The 22,583-nt window shown below is 61.5% G+C and carries 12 protein-coding genes; 8 read left to right on the forward strand and 4 right to left on the reverse strand.

Annotated elements, in window-relative coordinates; genetic code table 11:
* Positions 1-167 precede the first annotated feature (167 nt).
* Entirely contained in the window at positions 168-554 is a 387-nt protein-coding gene (locus ACYZUM_RS19530; RefSeq protein ID WP_414904890.1) for a tetratricopeptide repeat protein, read from the reverse strand.
* A gap of 172 nt (positions 555-726) precedes the next feature.
* On the opposite strand from ACYZUM_RS19530, the gene pyk reads away from it, so the two are divergent.
* Positions 727-2,178 (forward strand): pyruvate kinase, encoded by a 1,452-nt coding sequence (gene pyk, locus ACYZUM_RS19535; RefSeq protein ID WP_041068487.1) that lies wholly within the window; start codon positions 727-729, stop codon positions 2,176-2,178.
* A gap of 203 nt (positions 2,179-2,381) precedes the next feature.
* On the opposite strand, the gene ACYZUM_RS19540 is transcribed toward pyk, so the two are convergent.
* The 3 genes from ACYZUM_RS19540 to ACYZUM_RS19550 all read right to left on the reverse strand — a co-directional run bounded on the left by ACYZUM_RS19540 (position 2,382) and on the right by ACYZUM_RS19550 (position 5,348).
* Positions 2,382-3,131, reverse strand: a complete 750-nt coding sequence (locus ACYZUM_RS19540; RefSeq protein ID WP_198758904.1) for an enoyl-CoA hydratase-related protein — start codon at positions 3,129-3,131, stop codon at positions 2,382-2,384.
* 182 nt (positions 3,132-3,313) lie between these two features.
* Positions 3,314-4,249: an iron-sulfur-binding ferredoxin reductase gene (locus tag ACYZUM_RS19545; protein ID WP_473061062.1), complete on the reverse strand. Its 936-nt coding sequence runs from the start codon at positions 4,247-4,249 to the stop codon at positions 3,314-3,316.
* Positions 4,242-5,348: a GGDEF domain-containing protein gene (locus ACYZUM_RS19550; protein ID WP_473061063.1), complete on the reverse strand. Its 1,107-nt coding sequence runs from the start codon at positions 5,346-5,348 to the stop codon at positions 4,242-4,244. Before ACYZUM_RS19550 ends, ACYZUM_RS19545 begins: the two co-directional genes overlap by 8 nt.
* A 484-nt stretch (positions 5,349-5,832) precedes the next feature.
* On the opposite strand from ACYZUM_RS19550, the gene ACYZUM_RS19555 reads away from it, so the two are divergent.
* From ACYZUM_RS19555 to ACYZUM_RS19585, 7 genes are all read left to right on the forward strand, one after another.
* Positions 5,833-7,356 carry a fumarate hydratase gene (locus ACYZUM_RS19555; RefSeq protein WP_027612504.1) on the forward strand — a complete coding sequence of 508 codons (1,524 nt, stop codon included), beginning with the start codon at positions 5,833-5,835 and terminating at the stop codon, positions 7,354-7,356.
* A gap of 170 nt (positions 7,357-7,526) precedes the next feature.
* Positions 7,527-12,065, forward strand: coding sequence for a SpvB/TcaC N-terminal domain-containing protein (locus tag ACYZUM_RS19560; protein ID WP_473061064.1), 4,539 nt, complete (start codon positions 7,527-7,529; stop codon positions 12,063-12,065).
* Positions 12,065-14,842, forward strand: coding sequence for an RHS repeat domain-containing protein (locus ACYZUM_RS19565; RefSeq protein WP_473061065.1), 2,778 nt, complete (start codon positions 12,065-12,067; stop codon positions 14,840-14,842). Before ACYZUM_RS19560 ends, ACYZUM_RS19565 begins: the two co-directional genes overlap by 1 nt.
* Before the next feature lie 1,699 nt (positions 14,843-16,541).
* Complete coding sequence (locus ACYZUM_RS19570; RefSeq protein ID WP_473061365.1) at positions 16,542-17,684, forward strand: RHS repeat-associated core domain-containing protein; 1,143 nt, start codon at positions 16,542-16,544, stop codon at positions 17,682-17,684.
* Between the two features lie 78 nt (positions 17,685-17,762).
* On the forward strand, positions 17,763-19,523 hold the full coding sequence (locus ACYZUM_RS19575; protein WP_473061066.1) for an ATP-binding protein: 1,761 nt from the start codon (positions 17,763-17,765) through the stop codon (positions 19,521-19,523).
* Positions 19,523-20,854 (forward strand): sigma-54-dependent transcriptional regulator, encoded by a 1,332-nt coding sequence (locus ACYZUM_RS19580; protein ID WP_473061067.1) that lies wholly within the window; start codon positions 19,523-19,525, stop codon positions 20,852-20,854. The genes ACYZUM_RS19575 and ACYZUM_RS19580 overlap by 1 nt, the downstream gene beginning before the upstream one ends.
* Before the next feature lie 296 nt (positions 20,855-21,150).
* Positions 21,151-22,470 (forward strand): MFS transporter, encoded by a 1,320-nt coding sequence (locus tag ACYZUM_RS19585; RefSeq protein ID WP_473061068.1) that lies wholly within the window; start codon positions 21,151-21,153, stop codon positions 22,468-22,470.
* Positions 22,471-22,583 lie beyond the last annotated feature (113 nt).

Here is a 22,583-nt window from a genome sequence, read left to right on the forward strand (position 1 = left end):
TCGCAGACACGCTCTCCCCGCTCCCGGTGTGACGGTCGCCAATACGCCATCACCTCAACCTCTACCAGTCGCAGGTGTTGCCCCGGATCAGGCGCCAGGCGCAGAACCGGATCACTGGACTATAGCTCAGCTTGTACAGTCGGCCAGCGTTTGTACGACACCCGTCATCAGAAGCGTTGCGAACCTGGCACGGCCGCTGCGCTGCGCGTCGGGTAATGACCCAGGCTCTGCAGGGTTTCCAGGCGCGCGCGAGCGCGGAAGGCATATTCGCTGTTGGGGTACGAGGCGATGATGAACTGGTAGGTCTGCGCCGCGTCGATGTACATTTTTTGCCGTTCCAGGCACTGGCCGCGCATCATCGACACTTCCGGCCACACATACGGGCGGGCCCGGCTGGCGCGTTCGACCTTGGACAGTTCGAGCATCACCTGCTCGCAATTGCCCCGGTCATAGGCGCTGTAGGCGTTGTTCAGATGATGGTTCATCGACCAACGGGTGCAGCCCGTGACGGCGAGGACGCTGAGGGCAAGGGCGGCAATGGGCACGAATCGCATGGGGTATTCTCCTGTCTTGTGATCATTATCGACCTCGGGCGAGAAATCTTCAGAGTCCTTTGTTCCGATTGTCGCGTTCAATAAAGAAAACAATAAGTAGTGCAAACGAACAATGACTACACCCAAAGAGCGTAGTAGCCTCTGCGAGCGCTTGAACCTGAGGAGTCTTTGCATGTCCGTCCGTCGTACCAAAATCGTCGCTACCCTTGGCCCGGCCAGTAACTCGCCGGAAGTTCTCGAACAGCTGATTCTGGCTGGTCTGGACGTCGCCCGTCTGAACTTCTCCCACGGCACCCCCGACGAGCACAAGGCTCGCGCGAAGCTGGTGCGTGACCTCGCGGCCAAGCACGGTCGCTTCGTCGCCCTGCTGGGCGACCTGCAAGGCCCGAAAATCCGTATCGCCAAATTCGCCAACAAGCGCATCGAGCTGAAGATCGGTGACAAGTTCACCTTCTCCACCAGCCATCCGCTGACCGAAGGCAACCAGCAAGTGGTCGGCATCGACTACCCGGATCTGGTCAAGGACTGCGGCGTGGGCGACGAGCTGCTGCTCGACGACGGCCGCGTAGTGATGCGCGTCGAAACCGCCACCGCGACCGAACTGCACTGCATCGTGACCATCGGCGGCCCGCTGTCCGACCACAAAGGCATCAACCGTCGCGGCGGCGGCCTGACCGCGCCAGCCCTGACTGAAAAAGACAAGGCCGACATCAAGCTCGCCGCCGAAATGGAAGTCGACTACCTCGCCGTTTCGTTCCCGCGTGACGCGGCCGACATGAACTACGCCCGTCAACTGCGCGACGAAGCCGGCGGCACTGCCTGGCTGGTGGCGAAGATCGAACGTGCCGAAGCCGTGGCCGATGACGAAACCCTCGACGGTCTGATCAAGGCCTCCGACGCCGTCATGGTTGCCCGTGGCGACCTCGGTGTGGAAATCGGCGACGCCGAGCTGGTGGGCATTCAGAAGAAGATCATTCTGCACGCACGCCGCCACAACAAAGCGGTGATCGTGGCGACCCAGATGATGGAGTCGATGATCCAGAACCCGATGCCGACCCGCGCCGAAGTGTCCGACGTGGCCAACGCCGTGCTCGACTACACCGACGCCGTGATGCTGTCTGCCGAATCCGCTGCCGGCGCTTATCCGCTGGAAGCCGTGCAGGCCATGGCGCGCATCTGCGTCGGCGCTGAAAAGCACCCGACCAGCAAGACCTCCAGCCACCGCATCGGCAAGGAATTCGAGCGCTGCGACGAGAGCATTGCGCTGGCGACCATGTACACCGCCAACCACTTCCCGGGCGTCAAGGCGATCATCGCGCTGACCGAGAGCGGCTACACCCCGCTGATCATGTCGCGTATCCGTTCGTCGGTGCCGATCTACTGCTTCACCCCGCACCGCGAAGCCCAGGCCCGCGCGGCGATGTTCCGTGGCGTGTACACCGTTCCGTTCGATCCGGCTTCGCTGGCCCCGAACGAAGTCAGCCAGAAAGCCATCGACGAGCTGGTCAAGCGCGGCGTGGTGGAGAAAGGCGACTGGGTCATCCTGACCAAGGGCGACAGCTACCACACCACCGGTGGCACCAACGGCATGAAGATCCTGCACGTGGGCGACCCGCAGGTCTGAGTGAATCGCTGAAAACCAAAAGCCCCGGCATGTGAGTGCCGGGGCTTTTTGCATTCTGATCCAACAGATTTTGTATCGGCTCTGGCCTCATCGCTGGCCAGCCAGCTCCCACAGGGCTAGGCGGTGATCACAGATCTTGCATCCACCACAAAAACTGTGGGAGCCGGCTTGCCAGCGATGAGGCCAGCCCGGCCAGCGAAATCTCAATGCCGCTTGATAAACCCGGTCAACGCCGCCAACGCCTCCGGCGAGCGTAAGCGCTGGGTGAACAGCGCGCCCTCCTCCTCGATCACCTTACGGATCAAGTCGCGATCCGGCGCCTTCATCAATTGCTTGCTGATGCGCACCGCGTCCGGCGGCAATTCGTCGAAACGCAGAGCCATTTCCCGGGCCTTGTTCAGCGCCGCTTCGCCGCTGCCCAGCGCCTCGCTGGCGATGCCCCACTGCGCCGCTTGCTCCCCGCTGAAGCCTTCGCCGAGCAACAACAACTCGGCCGCTTTGGCCTGCCCGAGCAAACGCGGCAGGATAAGGCTGGAACCGAACTCCGGGCACAGCCCCAGGTTGACGAACGGCATGCGCAACCGCGCATCGCGGCTGACGTAGACCAAATCGCAATGCAGCAGCAACGTGGTGCCGATGCCCACCGCCGCGCCGGCCACGGCGGCGATCACCGGTTTGCGGCATTCGAGCAGATTGAGCATGAAGTGGAACACCGGGCTGTCGAGGTCGCTCGGCGGTTGCTGGATGAAGTCGGCGATGTCGTTGCCGGCGGTGAAGCATTCGGCGCTGCCAGTGATCAGCACGGCATTGATTTCAGGATCGCTGTCGGCCTGCTTCAGGGCCTCGGCAAGGCGACTGTACATCGCGCGGGTCAGGGCGTTTTTCTTGTCCGGGCGGTTGAGGCGCAGGGTAAGCAAACCGCGTTCGCGTTCCAGCAGGATGGCTTCGGTCATCAGCGTTACTCAACATTAAAAAGGGCTGACAAAGTTCTTTTGTGGTGAGGCTGGATTGCTGTGGTTAGGGGATTTATCCCCGATTGAGTGCGCAGCGCTCAGAAAAACTGGGGGCCGCTGCGCAGCCCATCGGGGATAAATCCCCTCACCACAGGAGTTCACCTTCACACGAGATTCAGCGCTTAACGGCGGGACAAAAACACATCGGCCAGCAGTTGATTGCGCGGGAGTCCGGCCAGGTACAGACGCTTGGCAAACGCATCGACGCTGGCCGTTGAGCCGCAGACTAAGGCCAGGGTCTGCCGGGAAACAAGGCGCAGTTGCGCCAAAGCGGCGGCTGACTCGGCCGCCGTCCATAGCTCGACGCTGAGGTTTTCGCGCTGCGCGGCGAGCGCCGCCAGGGGTTTGGCCAGATAGTGCTCGCGCGCGTCATGAGCCAGGTGAATGACACGGATGGCGCCTTGGTGATCCTGACGCAAGGCTTCGCGCAGCACGCCGAACAGTGGCCCCAGCCCGGTGCCGGCGGCCAGCAGCCACAGCGGGCGCGCGTGCCAGTCCGTGTCGTAATGCAGGGCGCCGCCGCGCAGCTCGCCGAGGCGGATCAGGTCGCCGATCTGCAGGCGCCGCGCCGCATCGCTGAATTCGCCGGGCTGGCGACAGTCGAGGTGGAATTCGAGAAAGCGGTCTTCCTGCGGCAGGCTCGCCAGCGAATACGGCCGGGCGATGTGGTTGATCCACAACACCAGATGCTGCCCGGCGCTGTAGCGCAGCGGTCGTTGTGGGGTGAGGCGCAAACGCAGGACGTTGTCACTGAGCCAGTCCAGCGCCTCGACCACCGCCGGGCGACCGTCAGTGAGCGGGTCGAAGGTGTGTACCTGCAAATCTTCCGTGACCTGACACTGACAAGCCAGCCGCCAGCCTTCCTGGCGCTGTTCGGCGCTCAAGGCATCCGGGCGACTGTCGGCGGGCGAACCCTGAACACACTGCACCAGACAGGCATGGCAACTGCCGGCGCGGCAGCTGTAAGGCACCGCGACGCCGTGCTGATTCAGCGCGTCGAGCAAATTGCTGCCCGCCGTCACCGACCATTGCCGGTCACCGACCCGAAGTTCAGGCATCCACATTCTCCCACGCCGCTGCACAACGATTGCGCCCGTCGCGCTTGGCCCGGTACAGCGCCTGATCGGCGCGCTGCAAGGCGTCGTCCAGATCATCGCCCAGTTCCAGCAGGGTCATGCCCGCCGAGAGACTGAGGTTACGCACGTTCAGGCCTACCAGCTCGACGTCGGTAAAAGCAATGCGCAGGCGTTCACAGCAAGCAGTCAAACGCTCGGCATCGCAGTCGGGCAGCAACACCACGAATTCCTCGCCACCGTAACGCGCCAACACGTCGCCGTCACGCAGGCAGGCACCCGCCACGCCAGCGAAGGCCTGCAACACCTGATCGCCGGCGGCATGGCCGTGCAGATCGTTGATGCGTTTGAAATGGTCGAGATCGATCAGCGCCAGACCGTGAACCACACCCGGCTCCATGTCGTCGAGTTCGCGGGAAGCCAGACGCAGAAAATGCCGGCGGTTGAACAGCCCGGTCAACTCATCGGTGGCCACCAGATCTTCGAGCTGGCGCATCATGCCGCGCAAGGTGTCCTGATGCGCCTGCAGGGCAAACCGGCGCTGGCGCATGCGTTGTCGTGAGACCTGGACAAAGCGTGCGTAAATCACCAGCCACGCCAGCACCATCGCCAGAATGCACACCTGCAACGCCGCCAGCGCCGGATCCGGCAGACGGAAGTGGTAGCCGTCCCAGAGGGTGATCGCACAGAAACTGAAAAACACCAGCAGCGCGCAACGAATGAACGCGCGCCGGGTTAAATGAAACAGGCCGAACAGCAGGATCAGCACATAGAACACCAGAAACGCGCCGCGTGCTTCGTCCAGATGAGCGATCAGCCAGGTCTGCCAGCCGAGACCGAGCAGCACTTGCGCCTCGGTCAGGCTAGGGTCGGCGAAGTGCTGATTGCGCCCGGACCAGAACAGCGCAAACAACGTCGCCTGGCAGATCACCACCAGCGCGCTGCCGATGGCCACGCTGTTCAGTGATTGCGGATAATGCCCGGTGAAAAACGCCAGCCACAGCAGCAGCAAAGCCAATCCATAGGTGGCCGCAGCGAGGGCGAAGCGTTTGAGCAAAAGACGTTGAATGGCGTTATGGGTCAATCGTTGACTCACCGTGCGATAGGAGGCTGACCGAGTGTCCTACTCTACAGACCGGATGCCACTTTAGAGGCGTAGTCGATAAATGACCATCGATTTTCGGCGCCAAAAATTGACGTCAAATGCATGACCCGATTGTCGGATTGATGCCGCCCTCTGTGGCGAGGGAGCTTGCTCCCGCTGGCCTGCGCAGCAGGCCCAATCCAGCCAACTCGAGATTTCAGTTCCACTGTGTATACCGATTTACGGCTGCTGCGCAGCCGAGCGGGAGCAAGCTCCCTCGCCACAGGGGCCAGCAGTGTTCGGTATGCGACCAACGAATGACTGCCGGCGCGTGTATGCCCTGAAGAGGCGCGGTATACTGCCGCGCCTTTTTAGCGTCGCGCCAGCAGCCCCGGCGTGCCTTGAAAGGTGCTTGCAACCGACCGATGCACCCAAGCTGCAAGCACCTTATTGAATGTTCCCGTCTTTTAGAGGAGCGCGACTCATGACCGTGATCAAGCAAGATGACCTGATTCAGAGCGTTGCCGACGCCCTGCAATTCATTTCCTACTACCACCCCGTGGATTTCATCCAGGCGATGCACGAAGCCTACCTGCGCGAAGAATCGCCAGCGGCCCGTGATTCGATCGCGCAGATCCTGATCAACTCGCGCATGTGCGCCACCGGCCACCGTCCGATCTGCCAGGACACCGGCATCGTCACCGTGTTCGTGCGTGTGGGCATGGACGTACGTTGGGATGGCGCGACCATGAGCCTGGACGACATGATCAACGAAGGCGTGCGCCGCGCCTACAACCTGCCGGAAAACGTCCTGCGTGCCTCGATCCTCGCCGACCCGGCGGGTGCTCGTAAAAACACCAAGGACAACACCCCGGCGGTCATCCACTACTCCATCGTCCCGGGCAACACCGTGGAAGTGGACGTGGCGGCCAAGGGCGGCGGTTCCGAGAACAAGTCGAAAATGGCCATGCTCAACCCGTCCGACTCGATCGTTGACTGGGTGCTGAAGACCGTTCCGACCATGGGCGCCGGCTGGTGCCCACCGGGCATGCTGGGCATCGGCATCGGCGGCACCGCCGAGAAAGCCGCGGTCATGGCCAAGGAAGTGTTGATGGAGTCCATCGACATTCACGAACTCAAAGCCCGTGGCCCGCAGAACCGTATCGAAGAGATCCGTCTGGAGCTGTTCGAGAAGGTCAACCAGTTGGGCATCGGCGCCCAGGGCCTCGGTGGCCTGACCACCGTGCTCGACGTGAAGATCATGGACTACCCGACTCACGCCGCCTCCCTGCCGGTGTGCATGATCCCGAACTGCGCTGCCACCCGTCACGCGCACTTCGTGCTCGACGGCAGCGGCCCGGCCTCGCTGGAAGCGCCATCGCTGGATGCTTACCCGGAAATCGTCTGGGAAGCCGGCCCGTCGGCCCGTCGCGTCAACCTCGACACCCTGACCCCGGAAGAAGTGCAGAGCTGGAAGCCGGGCGAAACCGTCCTGCTCAACGGCAAGATGCTCACCGGCCGCGACGCGGCGCACAAGCGTATGGTCGAGATGCTGAACAAGGGTGAAACCCTGCCAGTGGATCTAAAAGGTCGCTTCATCTACTACGTCGGCCCGGTAGATCCGGTCGGTGACGAAGTGGTGGGCCCGGCTGGCCCGACCACCGCGACGCGGATGGACAAATTCACCCGTCAGATCCTTGAGCAGACCGGTCTGCTGGGCATGATCGGCAAGTCCGAGCGTGGCCCGACCGCGATCGAAGCGATCAAGGACAACAAGGCTGTGTACCTGATGGCCGTGGGCGGCGCCGCTTATCTGGTGGCCCAGGCCATCAAGAAATCCAAGGTGCTGGCCTTCGCCGAACTGGGCATGGAAGCGATCTACGAGTTCGAGGTCAAGGACATGCCGGTCACCGTCGCAGTGGACAGCAACGGTGAGTCGGTACACATCACCGGCCCGGCGATCTGGCAGCAGAAGATCGCCGAAAGCCTGGCGGTAGAAGTGCAGTAAGCGTTTCACAGCCATGAACAAGGCCGGCCCGTCCTGTGACGAGCCGGCCTTTTTTGTACCCAGCACATCAATAGCCCTTTGGCACCTGTCAGATCTGACAGGTTACGTACTCCCTACTTGTTGGTAGCGTCTGTGCACTCACGTGTGTCACGTGTGCAATGGATCCGACCATGGCCGATCAAGAGCTGAGCATCATCACCCCGTCCATCGCCAGCAGTGCATCGATCACAACGATCGGCAAAAGCTGGGGGGCAGTGGGTGCCACTGGCGCGGCTTCATTTGAACTGCCGCTGCCTTTGTCCGCCGGACGCGGTTGGGATCCACAACTCACGCTGACTTACAGCAGCCAGGCCGGCAACGGGCCGTTCGGCATCGGCTGGAGCCTGGGCATTGGACAGATCAGCCGCAGTACTCAAAAAGGTGTACCGCGTTATAGCGATCTCGATGAAATCATCGGTGACGACGGTGAAGTCTGGCACCCCGAACTGAACAGTGATGGCACACCAAAGTCACGTGTAGAAGACAGCTACAATGCCATTCCCGTCGGCGCTCATAACGTGGTGCGCTTCTGGCCACGGGTAGAGAGCGACTTTACCCTGCGCGAACGCTGGCAGCCCGTTACTGCGCAGGGTGAGCCAGAGGAACCGCCCTTCTGGCTGATCCACGGCGCGGACGGTTCACTGCAGGTATACGGCAAGACCCGCACCTCGCGCCGGGCCGATCCGGACGATGCACTTCGCGTCGGTAGTTGGTTGCTGTGCGAGAGCATGAATCCGCTTGGCGAGCACATCTGCTTCGCCTATCTGGCCGATGATCAGGACCTCGACCCGATTCACGATTACCGCGCCCAGCGTTACTTGCACGCGGTGTTCTATGGCAATGTCAGCGCCAGCCAGCATTTGTACAGCTGGACCGTGGACGATCCGGCCGAACTGGATTGGCATTTCCATCTGTTGCTCGACTACGGCGAGCGCACCCGTTCACTGACGGAGGCTCCGGTGTACGCTGGCGACAGCCTGACTGTCTGGGATAAACGCCGGGATCCGTTCTCCACCTTCGGTCAGGGTTTCGAGCTGAGCACGCGGCGCCTGTGCCGACAAATCCTGATGTTCCACAACTTCTCGCGACCTGCCGATGAGGATCCACTGCTGGTGCGGCGGCTGCTGCTCGAATACCCGTCGCCCTCTGATCCGTGGACTTACAACCGGATCAACGCCGCTCACTATCAGGCCTTCGATGCCAGCGGCGCGCTGGAGACGACACCGCCGGTGGAGTTTGACTATTCGCCCTTCGAGATCAATAAAATCCCCACACAGATGTTCGCCGAAGACACTGTGCCAGGCATCGAGGATGGGCAGTTTTACCAGTGCGTCGATCTGTACGGCGAAGGTGTACCGGGATTTCTCTGCCGCTACGAGCAGTGCTGGTATTACCGCGAACCGCTTCGTGCAATCGCGGGACCTGACGCCATCACCTATGCGCCCTGGACTGAACTGGAACAGATCCCGGTGGCCAGACGCGACGGCGCCGCCCGGCAAATCTTGCTCGACCTGACCGGCAACGGACGACTGGACTGGAGCGTTGCCCAACCGGGCATCAGCGGATATCGCACGTTGAATGCCGACCGCAGTTGGGCGCCATTCATCGCGTTTAACGGCATGCCGCTGGAATTTTTCAACACGCTTTCGCAGCTCGGCGACCTGGTCGGTGATGGCCTCAACTCACTGGCACTGATCGGTCCGCGCGCGGTGCGCTTGTATGCCAACCGCCGGGAGCAGGGATTTTCCAGCGCCGAAGACGTGCCTCGCGAAGACGATGAGGACAGTCTGCCGCTGTTCGGCAACGCCCCCACAGAACTGGTGTTTCTGGGCAACATGCTCGGCAGTGACATGAGCGAGCTGTGCCGGATCCGGCACAACGAAATCAAATCCTGGCCCAATCTGGGGCATGGCAAATTCGGCCAAGGCCGGGTGATCAGTGCCCTGCCCTTCCTGTATGGCGAATTCAACGTCGAACAACTGCGGATCGCCGACATCGACGGCTCCGGCGCACCGGCCTTGTTTTATCTGAAAACCGCCGGCTTCGAGATCTACCTCAATCGCGGCGGCAAAGGTCTGGAACAGACGCCCGTCTTCGTGCCGTGGCCGCAAGGCGTGAGTTACGACCGCCTGTGTCAGGTCAGTTTCGCCGACCTGCAAGGCCTGGGTTGTGCCAGCCTGATTCTGACGGTGCCGCACATGACCCCGCAGCACTGGCGCTACGACTTCGTCGCGGCCAAGCCTTACTTGCTGACCGCTAGCAACAACAACATGGGCTGCGCCACGCAAGTGGTCTATCGCAGCTCTGCCCAGGAATGGCTGGATGAAAAACAGCAGTGGCTCACCGATCATCCCGGAGAAATACCGGTCTGCCATTTACCGTTCGCGGTTCAAGTCGTCAGCCGGCAACGCCAACTGGATGAAATCACCGGCAATTGCCTGACGCAATCGTGCCTCTATCGCGAAGGCGTCTACGACAGTATCGAGCGTGAGTTTCGAGGTTTCGGTCACCTGCAGCAGAGCGACAGTGAACGTTCGGCGGGCGATGACGAGGTTGGCTTCACAGCACCGGTGCGGGTCTGTACCTGGTTCTTGACCGGGCAGGCGATGGATCGGTCAAGGTACGGCTACTTCGACGGTGACCGTGACGCAGTTGATTTGCGACCCACCGTCTTCAGTCGCTATCACCCCGGCGATGAATACGATGAACCCGTAACGCCAGAGGACGAAGGCGTACGCCATACAATCGCGCGCGCGCTGGTCGGCGCCATCGCCCGCATCGAAACCTGGACCGGCACTGACGAGCCGGCCAATACACGGCTCTGTGCGGTAGAGGAGTTTCGCTATCGGGTACGAGATGTCCAGCCCACAGGTCGGCAGGGATTGGCAGCCGTGCTGCTGGTGCAGACCCTGGAAAAACTCAGCTATCAGTACGATGGTTTCATTGACGACCCGTTGTGCCGTCATGAAGTGTTGCTTGCCAGCAGCGAATACGGCCACGCCACGCACAGCCTGACCATCAGTTATGCACGACGGCGCCTGCCCGGTGATCCGCCGCCTTTCAGCGACCCCGACGAGCAACAGTGGTGGCGGGACGCGCATGACCCGGCGCAGCAGTCGTTTTATATCAACGAAACGCGCGCGCGCGCGATTGATCTGGACGACAAGCTCTATCAATGGCGGCTGGGCCTGCCCTGGCAGCAACGCAGCAATGCGCTGGCGCTGCCCAAAAGTGATCTGCCGTCGGGCCTCAATCCGCAACAGGTGACATGGGAATTACTCAAAGAGCATGTCCGCTCGCCCGAGTGGAATGCCCTGCGGGTGCTGAGCGGACAAACCGTGCAGCGCTATATCGAGACAGAAGACGGCAGTCCGCTGCCCGACGGTACAGCCGGGTTCGAAGCGCTGAAAGCGCCGCTGGAAATGGCCAGCTTTGACAAGACGGCCCTCGCCGCCTACGACGTTGTGCCGCCACCGTTCGATATCCTGCAGGAGCTGGCGAACATCGGTTACACACCGATGGCGTTGCTGTTCGAAGACTCGGCGATCAATGCGGACGCAGAAAGCCTCTGGTCCGCGCATTACAACTACGCGAAGTACGCCGAGGCCAAGGATTTCTTCCGGGTCCTTGAGTACCGCGAAACCCTGAGCCACGGCTGGACCGAGGCGCAATATGACGAGTATCGCCTGTTGGTCATCAGCGTCGAACTGCCGGATGGCTGCATCACCCGCTGCGAATACGATCGCCATGCCCTGCAGCCCGTGCGCATCATCGATGCCAACGAGAACATCCAGGAAGCGCTTTATGCACCTTCCGGCCAACCTTTTGCGACCAGTTTCCATGGCACAGAAAACGCTGTCGCTGCCGGTTTTCGACCGCTCGACGAATACGTCCGCCCAGTAGATCCAGGCCCGGACGCCGCCATCGCCAACCCGCAAGCGACCGTACAAAAAGCGGCCAGCACCTTGCACAGGGATTTGTTCAGCTGGATGGGACGGTTGCCTGCGACGATCAACGCAACGCCGCAGCTGCTTGACCAATGGCTGGCCAGCGGCGATGTGTTGCCGAGCCTGCACATTCGCGCCAGCGCGCGCCGACGGCTCGCGCAATTGACGGCGCCGACACCCGCCGAACAGGCACTGCATGAGCTCATCGACGCGGTTGCGCGCACACCGGTGCACAGCGTGACGCTGAGTGCCGACCGTTACCCCGATGATCCGGTGGCGGCACAAGTGCAGATCATCATCAGCTACGTGGACGGCTTTGGCCGCGCGCTGCAAACCCAGCAACGGGTCGAACCCGGAATCGCCTGTGCGGTGGCCGCTGATGGGTCGCTGATCGTCGATCGCGGACAGCTGCGCGAGGAACACGCCGAGTCACGCTGGCGGGTCAGCGCCCGGGTCGAATACAACAACAAGGGCCTGGCGGTGCGGCAGTTCCGGCCGTTTTTTGCCGACACTCACGGCTACGTCAATGATCAATCGCTGCGACGGTACGGCTACTTCGATCAACTGTTCTATGACCCGCTCGGGCGTCCGATCAAGTTGATCAACGCCAAGGGCTATTTTTCTCGCGAGGCCTATCATCCGTGGTATCAGACCAGTGAAGACTTCAACGACACCGACGAATCCGTCGAGTCGAAGCCGGCATCCCCCTGGACCCTGCACTGATGAACGCCAATCTCCATCGGCGCACGCCGTCGCTCCTCGTGATCGACAGTCGCGGCTTGCCGCTGCGTCAGGTTGCCTACCTGCGCGCACTGGCCGATGAACCGGCCGTGGCCTTGGTGACGCGGCAACAGCACGATATGGCCGGGCATCTGGTGGCGCAGTTCGATCCACGCCTGAACGGTCCGACTATCACCCACCTCAACGACCTCAACGGCCAGCCACTCAAGGTCAGCAACGTCGATGCCGGCTGGCGCCTGAGTCTGCCCGGGTTGGCCGGGCAAATCTTGCAGCGCTGGGACGCACGCGGCGTGCACTGGCGCAACCGCTACGATGAGTTGCTGCGCCTGGTGTCGATCAGCAACAGCGCCGACCCGCTCAGCGACACCTTCACCTATGCCGGTGCCAGTGCCCCGGCCGATCACAACCAGCGTGGCCGACTACTGGAACAGTTCGACCCTTCCGGCACCCTGCACCTGGACAGCTACAGCCTGACCGGTCAGTTGCGGTGTGAACGCCGCACCTTTACCGATGCCCGGGAATTTGTCACCCAGCGCATCTTCAGCCCGCTGGACGCGGTGCTGGAACAGACCGACGCCGGCGGGCACCGCCAGCAATCGCGCTATGACCTCGCAGGTCAGCTCAAGCATCTGCAACTGCTGTTGGCCGGACACAACACGTGGCAAGCGGTATTGCTCGACGCGCACTTCAACGCCGCCGGACAGATCATCGCGCAGCATGCCGGCAATGGTGTCAGCCGCTACTGGCGTTATGAGCCGGACACCGGGCTTGTGCAACGGCAATGGGCGCAGAAAGGTGCGCAGCAGCCCCTGCAGGACTTCGAGCATGAATACGACCCGGTCGGCAATCCGACCCGGATCCTCGACCACGCTTTCACGCCCCGCCATTTCGCCAATCAGCGGGTCGACGGCGAACGCACCTTCAGCTACGACTCGCTGTATCGGCTGATCAGCGCCAGCGGTTACGACGACGCTGCCCCCGGCGACATTCCCGGCCGACCGCAACCGAGCGACCCCAACGACCGACGCAATTACCTGCAGACCTATACCTACGATCACGGCGGCAACCTGACGCAACTGTGTCATGTGCGCGACGGCGCCTGCCAGACCCGGTTGATGCGTATCGATGCTGCGAGCAATCGCGGTGTGCGCTGGAAAGAAGGTGACCCCGCTCCGGATTTCGCTCAGCTATTCGACCGCCACGGCAACCTGATGGCCCTGCAACCGGGACAGACATTACGCTGGGACGCCCGCGATCAACTGGCCTCGGTGACCCTGGTCCAACGCGAAAACGGCGCGGATGACGCCGAGTTTTATCACTACAGCCAAGGCGTGCGCGTGTACAAACGCCACGACACCTACAGCGGTTCTACCCGGCATTTCCACGAAGTGCGCTACCTGCCCGGACTGGAGATCCGCAGCAAGGACAACGCAGAGCAATTGCACGTCATCAGCCTCGCCAGCGGCGGCAGCCATGCCGTTTGCCTGCATTGGCTCAGCGGTAAACCGCCGGGCGTTGCCGACAACCAGTTGCGTTACACCCTCAATGATCACTTGGGCTCCTGCGTGATGGAACTGGACCAGCAGGCGCGCTTGATCAGCCACGAAGGCTATTACCCGTTCGGTGCGACCGCGTGGATGAGCGCGAACTCGGCTGTTGAGGTTGACTACAAGACGCTGCGCTATTCAGGCAAGGAAATGGATGTCAGCGGTTTGTATTACTACGGTGCGCGGTATTACGCGCCGTGGTTGCAACGATGGGTCAGTGCGGATCCGGCGGGAGATGTCGATGGGCCGAACCGGTTTGCGTTCGTCGGCAACAATCCGCTGCGCTATGTGGATCCTGACGGAAACAACAGGGCGGAAAGTGTGATCATGCTGTATTCAGCCTTTCTTTCAAGCGTCCAGGGACACTCCACGCAGGTGGCGGGGCAAATCCACAACATTCTCCATGAGGAAGGTGTGGCGATGAATCTGGCACTGAACATGGCGGGTGAAGTCGTGAGAGGGGTCGTCGGCTATGAGGGTGGTGTCGCAGGCGGCAAGCAGGTTGACCTGATCATGCCCAATGTACCTGGCACCACACCCTACACCACCACCGGAGGGGTGATCGGCGGCAATATTGGCGGCGACTCCGCCACGGCCATGATCGATCCGATAGCCAACAGCGCTGGTCTCAGAACGGGCCCACTGATTCCGCAAACCTCGCAGATCTCGGTCAAGGCCATTGATCACGGGCTGGGCATCAGAGCGGGCGCCAAGGAAATCAGCTCCTGGCGAAACGTGAAGGACGAGTTGATTCATCCGGGCCTTGATGCGGTACTCAACCCCTCCTTCATCATGGGCCGGCTCATGGCTTCGTGGATATCGATCATCCCCGCAGCACTGAACATGTTTGCCCGGGCAATAGAAGCAGAAGACATCAAAAACCGCCTTGATCCGGTAAAGATCAAGAAAATAGACACAATGCTCGATGACTGGAAATCGGCGGTAGAACAACGCGCCGGCTGGGCTGAAAATGCATTCGATGCGCTGGGCACCGATATCGTTTACCCGGCCAACTCCCTGCCGAACATCAACCATATGACATCGGCAGAAACCCTGACTCCCATCTCTCGCTCAGACCTGCGTCGTTTGACCCGTTTTACGCTGTCCAATATCAAGCGCTCTCAAGACATGATGACGGCGTACAAAGCGATGGGCACTACTGACAATCAGTTCTTGCTGGCGCAGCGCCGAACCCGGAAAAAGGCAGCCTGAATGATCCGTTTCACGGAGGGGCGGGCATGAGTCCTTCAGTGCACTGGCGAACGCCCACCCTGTCGGCTCACGATCCCAGGGGGCTGCCGGTCAGAACCGTTGCTTATCTGCGGGCGGTGGTGGACGCCGAAGTCCAATGCCGGATCACCCGCCAATGTTACGACCCCAACGGCCGTCTGATCGAACAATATGACCCACGGCTCCCAGTGCCCTGCCTGACCACCGCCTACCGTCTGGACGGCGAACGACTGAAAGTCGACAGCATCGATTCCGGCTGGCGCGTCAATCTGCCCGGTCTGGCCAATGAAGTGTTGCAACGCCACGACCAGCGCGGCAAGCAATGGCGCTATCGATACGACCCGATGATGCGGTTGATCGCCGTCACGGAAAATGCGCAAGACGATGTCGAGCGCTACAGCTATGCCGACCACAATGCCGACCCCGGGCATAACCTGCGCGGTGAGCTGAGCGAAAGCGCCGACCCGGGCGCCACGGTGGTGGTCGACGGATACAGCCTGCATGGCAAGGCCTTGGGTGAAACCCGTACGCTGTCTGGCGAGACGGCAGCGTTCATCACGCGTATGGATTTCGACGCGCACGGCAATGTGGTGCAAGTCACCGATGCCGGTGGTCACCGACAACGCTCGAGCTACGATGTCGCCGGCCAGTTAAGTCGGGTATCGCTGTGGATAGCCGGGGCTGACGCGGCACAACCGGTGCTCGACGCTGCCACGTACAACGCCTCCGGCCAACCGCTGGAACAACTGGCCGGCAATGGTGTTCGCAGCCGCCGCGCATACGATCCCGCTGACGGTCGGCTGCTGAATCTGCTGGCCGGCAAGGATCAGGAAAAACCGCTGCAGGACTTGCGCTACACCTACGACCCGGTCGGCAATGTCCTGCGTATCGAGGACCGCACCCTGGCCACGGTGTATTTTGCCAATCAGCGCGTCGATGGCGTCCGTCTCTTTGTCTACGACTCGCTTTATCGTTTGGTCGAAAGTCTTGGCTTCGAAGGCGAGATCCCGCAGCAGTCGCCCGGTTTGCCGCAACCGATCCAGCCTGTCGATCCAGGACGACGCTACAACTACACCGAACATTATGCATATGACGCGGGAAACAACCTCGTCGAACTTGTGCATGTGCGCGAAGGCCACAATTTCACTCAACTGATGAAGATTGACCCGAACAGTAATCGTGGGGTGCGCTGGAAACCCGGTGATCCCGACCCGGTGTTCAGCGATCACTTCGACGAGCACGGTAACCAGTTGAGACTGCAACCCGGCGCTCAGCCTCTGGCGTGGGACAGTCGTGATCAACTGATCCGCGTTACCTTGCTGCAACACAGCAACGGCTTGCCCGACGACGTTGAAACCTACCGTTACAGCCAAGGTGAGCGCATCTACAAGTGCGCGCTGAGCCACACCCCGTCCGTCACCCACCGTCACGAGGTGCGCTACCTGCCAGGCCTGGAAATCCACAGCCGCAGCGACGGCCAGCAACTGCATGTCATCATTCTTCCAGGGGCGCGTTGCCTGCACTGGCTCAGTGGCCGACCGCCCGGCATCGAGGCCGATCAACTGCGCTACAACCTTGATGACCATCTTGGTTCTTGCGCACTGGAGCTTGATCGGCAGGCTGACGCCTGGAGCATTACTACGCATTTGGTGGAACCGCCTGGCTGGCAACTCGCTCGACACTGGAAGTCGGCTATAAAACCATTCGCTATTCAGGCCGGGAAATGGACAGCAGTGGCCTTTACTACTACGGCGCACGCTATTACGCACCGTGGTTGCAACGCTGGGTCAGCGCTGATCCGGCCTTGGATATCGACGGGCTGAACCTGTATGCCTTTGTCGCCAACAATCCGATTGGCCACATTGACACCGACGGCCAGACCCTGGACGGGTTTCTCGAAACACCCGCTCAGCGCGATCAGCGAAAGGCACTGAGCAAAGAGGAAAAACAGAGTTACCGGGCTCGGGCCAACCTGTCGCATCAAGTCGAACGTCACCTGAACATTCTGGCGCTGTCGCTGCGTCGCGGTCTGGATGCCCAGCAACAGGTACTCAACCAGCGCTCGACGGAGCAATTTGCGGGAGCCGCCCTGCGCCGCACCGGTGTACACCTGGCCGGACAAGTCGTGGCCTACGGTGGCGGCATTCTGGTCGGTATTCTCGCCCAGGCGCTGGGCGCCGTCGCTCCCGGCGCAGGTAACGTCGTAGGGGTTGCAATGGGCATTGGCGCGAAGAAACTGATCAGCGGATTGTGGGATTACGCCGCAGAACGCACTGGCGCCAGCGCTTCTGTCAAATTCAAGGCCAGCCGTCTGTCCAAGGAAAAAATCGTCGAGAAAGCCGAATATAAAACCATGGCACCGGTCCATTACCTGCAGCAAAAGTACGCGAAAATGATCCCCGATACGCAGAAGGGCGTGCTCAAGGGCTCCAAGGAAGTGGCGTCGACTCTGATCAGTGTTGGCGCCAAGGAAATGCTGCCGCAAGCTGCCGCTGAAATCAGCGCCACGGCGGGTGCAGTGTTGGGTGCAATTGAAATAGGCCATGAAATCGCCGGAGCCAGTCATGAACTCAGCGCTCAAAAAATGGCCAAGGGCATCGCCAATGCGAGCGGCCTGATCGATTATTTGTCTGCCAACATGCTCGATATCGAAAAAGCCTTCGAGAGCGCAGGTTTGACGGCAATCAATACCTATGGGCTATTGGGCCGAAACGAAGGCGATACACCGCACAATCTATGGCATGCCACGGCGGCCGTGATCAACGAGCTGGAATACACGCGCACTATATTGCGCTCCAGATCCCGTCAGTTCACTGCGGTCTGATCCGCTGACACATGAAGCGAACAGGATCGCCGGCCCCATGCTATCGTGCCCGCCCGTCCCCTTATCCATCAGTCCAGCATGCTGCCGACTTCTCGTACCCTGCGTTTGTCGTTGTACACCCTGCTGATCATTGCCGGTGCGGCCATCGCCGCGACCTTTGCCATCCGCCACGCCGAGCGTCAAGCGCTGGAGGAAGACGCCACCCGCGCCAGCCAGCAATTGGCGCTGTATGCCAACTCACTGCATACCCTGATCGACCGCTACCGCGCTCTGCCCGCCGTGCTGGCGCTGGATCCGCAATTGCGCGGCGCACTGGCCGGGCCGGTAGGTGCGGAGCAACAGAACGCGCTGAATCTGAAGCTGGAGCAAATCAACGGCGCCGCGCAGTCCTCGACCCTTGAACTGCTCGATCACACTGGCCTCGCGGTGGCCGCCAGCAACTGGCGCCTGCCGAGCAGTTACGTCGGCCACAACTACGGTTTTCGTCCGTACTTCAGCCAGACCCGCACTCAGGGCAGCGGGCGCTTTTATGCAGTGGGCGTAACCAGCGGCATCCCCGGATATTTTCTGTCCAGCGCCGTGCTCGGCGACAACGCCGAGTTCCTCGGGGCGATGGTGGTCAAGCTGGAGTTCCCCGAGCTTGAGCGGGAATGGAGCCAGGGCAGTGACACGCTGCTGGTCAGCGATGCGCGCGGGATCATCTTCATCGCCAACCAGCCCGGCTGGCGCTATCGCTCGTTACGGCCGCTGGATAGCCGCGACATGGCCGAGATCAAGCGTACGCGGCAGTACGACAAACAGTCGCTGGTCCCGCTGACGCATCTGTCGCTGCGTCACTTCGACGACAACAGCGACTTGCGCCGGGTCGAAGGCCCGGACGGAACAGCGGATTACTTGTGGGAATCGCTGCCGCTGACCACCGAAGGCTGGACCCTGCACCTGCTGCGCCGCCCGCAGGTGGCGTTCGAAGACTTGCGCAACGCCGGGCTGGCGGCTGCGGGTGTGTGGCTGGCGCTGGTGTTTTTGCTGTTGTTCCTCAATCAGCGCTGGCGCCTGTCGAAAGTCCGCCAGCGCAACCGCGAAGAACTCGAACAATTGGTAGAGGAACGCACCCGCGACCTGCGCACCGCGCAAGACGGTCTGGTGCAATCGGCCAAACTGGCGGCGCTGGGGCAGATGTCCGCCGCCCTGGCCCACGAAATCAATCAACCGCTGACCGCGCAACGCATGCAACTGGCGACCCTGCGCCTGCTGCTTGAGCACCGCCGTGTCGATGACGCCTACAAGGCGCTCAAACCGGTGGACGACATGCTCACGCGCATGGCGTCGCTCACCGGCCATCTGAAAACCTTCGCCCGCAAAAGCCCCAGCGGCCTGCGCGAACGCCTGGATCTGGCGACGGTGGTCGATCAATCGCTGCAATTGCTCGACGCCCGTCTGCGCGATGAACAGGTCAGCCTGGTGCTGCACCTGACGCGCCCGGCGTGGGTACGCGGCGATGCGATCCGCCTCGAACAGGTGCTGATCAACCTGCTGCGCAACGCCCTCGATGCGATGCAAGGCAAACTGTGCAAGCGTCTGGAAATCCGCCTGGAAGCCGACGAGCAGCTGTGGCGCCTGAGTGTGATCGACAATGGCGGCGGGATTGCCGAAGAACACCTGAATCAGGTGTTCGACCCGTTCTTCACCACCAAACCGGTCGGCGACGGTCTGGGGTTGGGGCTGGCGGTATCCTTCGCTATCGTGCACGAATCCGGTGGGCGTCTGAGCGCGGAAAATGGCGAAGCCGGCGCGATGTTTGCCCTGACCCTGCCGATCGATCTGGAGGCACACCTCTGATGCTCAATTCAGTGATGGTGGTCGATGACGAAAGCAGCATTCGCAACGCCGTGGAGCAATGGCTGAGTCTTTCGGGGTTCGAGGTGCAGCTGTTCAGCCGCGCCGAAGATTGCCTCGCGGCCCTGCCGGCGCACTTTCCCGGGGTGATCCTCAGCGATGTGCGCATGCCCGGTCTCAGTGGTCTGCAGTTGCTGGCCGAAGTGCAGAAACGTGATGCCGATCTGCCGCTGATTCTGCTGACCGGCCACGGCGATGTGCCGATGGCGGTCGAAGCCATGCGTGACGGCGCCTACGACTTCCTCGAAAAGCCGTTCAGCCCGGACACCCTGCTTGGCAGCCTGCGCCGCGCGCTCGACAAGCGTCGGCTGGTCCTGGAAAACCGCGCCCTGCACGCGCAGGCCGACCACCGCGCCCGCCTCGACGCGACGCTGCTCGGCGTGTCCCGTGGCATGCAGACCTTGCGCCGCCAGGTGCTGGATCTGGCGGCGCTGCCGGTCAACGTGCTGATCCGTGGCGAAACCGGCAGCGGCAAGGAACTGATCGCCCGCTGCCTGCATGACTTCGGCCCGCGCGCTGACAAGCCCTTCGTGGCGCTGAACTGCGCGGCGATTCCCGAGCAGTTGTTCGAAGCCGAGTTGTTCGGTCACGAAAGTGGTGCGTTCACCGGAGCGTCCGGCAAGCGCATCGGCAAGCTGGAGTACGCCGACGGCGGCACGCTGTTTCTCGATGAAATCGAAAGCATGCCGCTGGCCCAGCAAGTGAAATTGCTGCGGGTGCTGCAGGAACAGAAGCTGGAGCGCCTCGGGTCGAACCAGAGCATTCGTGTCGATCTGCGGATTGTCGCCGCGACCAAACCGGATCTGCTGGATGAGGCCCGGGCCGGACGTTTTCGCGAAGACCTGGCGTATCGCCTGAACGTCGCCGAGCTGCGTCTGCCGCCGCTGCGTGATCGGCGCGAAGACATCCCGCTGCTGTTCGAATCTTTCGCCTTCAGCGCCGCCCAGCGTCTGGGCCGCACCTTTGCGCCTCTTTCCGGAGCGCAATTGAGTCACCTGCTCAGCCACGACTGGCCGGGCAACGTGCGGGAACTGGCGAACGTTGCCGAGCGGCAGGTGCTGGGGCTGGATGAGCCGGTGCAGGGCATCGACCCCGGCCAATCCCTCGCTGCGCAGCAGGAAGCGTTTGAAGCGCAGTGCCTGCGTGCGGCGTTGACCCGGCACAAGGGCGATGTGAAAGCGGTGCTGGAAGAATTGCAGCTGCCGCGCCGCACCTTCAATGAAAAGCTGCAGCGGCATGGGCTGAGTCGGGAGATGTTTGTGCCGGGCAGCTGATTTATTGATTGTCGCTAGTGGCCCCTTCGCGAGCAGGCTCGCTCCCACAATTGAAATGCGTTTCCCCTGTGGGAGCGAGCCTGCTCGCGAAGGGGCCGGCACAGCCAACGATGATCCTCCGGCCTGAATGAGCAATTTTCCGCTCACCACAATTCAGCCATAAGCGGATTTCCGCTCATCAAATCCCGCCACCCCGTCTAAACCGCCCCTCTCGCCGTTGGCACAGCTCCTGCTATAGCCCCGGCAGGCTGCGTTTTAACGCGCTCCACAAAAACAATTAAACGAAGGATCCTTCAATGGATAACTCCAACGCCCTGCCCCTTGGGTCGGCTGCCGCGCCCGCCAAAGAAAAAACCACCGCCAGCCGGATCAAATCGATCTTCAGCGGCTCGGTCGGCAACATGGTCGAGTGGTACGACTGGTACGTCTACGCCGCTTTCTCGCTGTACTTCGCCAAGACCTTCTTCCCCGCCGGTTCCACCACCGCGCAACTGATGAACACCGCCGCGATCTTCGCCGTGGGCTTCCTGATGCGTCCGATCGGTGGCTGGCTGATGGGCCTCTACGCCGACAAGGTCGGTCGCAAGAAAGCCTTGATGGCCTCGGTCTACCTGATGTGCTTCGGCTCCTTGCTGATCGCCCTCAGCCCGAACTACGAAACCATCGGCATCGGCGCGCCGATCCTGCTGGTGTTTGCCCGTTTGCTGCAGGGCCTGTCGGTGGGCGGCGAATACGGCACCTCGGCCACCTACCTGTCGGAGATGGCGACCAAGGAACGTCGCGGTTTCTTCTCCAGCTTCCAGTACGTGACCCTGATCTCTGGCCAGCTCATCGCGCTGGGTGTGTTGATCGTGCTGCAGAACCTGCTGACCACCGAACAGCTGTACGCGTGGGGCTGGCGTATTCCGTTCGCCATCGGCGCGTTGTGCGCGATCGTTGCGCTGTACCTGCGTCGCGGCATGGAAGAGACCGAGTCGTTCACCAAGAAAGAGAAGTCCAAGGAAAGCGCCATGCGCACCTTGCTGCGCCATCCGAAAGAGCTGCTCACCGTGGTCGGCCTGACCATGGGCGGTACGCTGGCGTTCTACACCTACACCACTTACATGCAGAAATACCTGGTGAATACCGTCGGCATGAGCATCTCCGACTCCACCACCATTTCCGCGGCCACGCTGTTCCTGTTCATGTGCCTGCAACCGATCATCGGTGGCCTGTCCGATAAAATCGGCCGGCGTCCGATCCTGATCGCTTTCGGTGTGCTCGGGACGATCTTCACCGTGCCGATCCTGATGACCCTGCACACCATCCAGACCTGGTGGGGCGCGTTCTTCCTGATCATGGCCGCACTGATCATCGTCAGCGGCTACACCTCGATCAACGCCGTGGTGAAGGCCGAGCTGTTCCCGACCGAAATCCGCGCGCTGGGCGTCGGCCTGCCGTACGCACTGACCGTGTCGATCTTCGGCGGTACCGCCGAATACATCGCACTGTGGTTCAAGAGCATCGGCATGGAAACCGGTTACTACTGGTACGTGACCGCGTGCATCGCGGTGTCGCTGCTGGTGTACATCACCATGAAAGACACGCAGAAACATTCGCGGATCGTGACGGACTGATCGGGTTTTCACAGCCACTGCAATGGTGGCTGTGGTGGCCTCATCGCTGGCAAGCCAGCTCCCACAGGTTCAGGTGGTGCACACAGATTTGGTGAACATCACCGATCATTGTG

This window comes from Pseudomonas sp. m6p, from assembly GCF_055760375.1.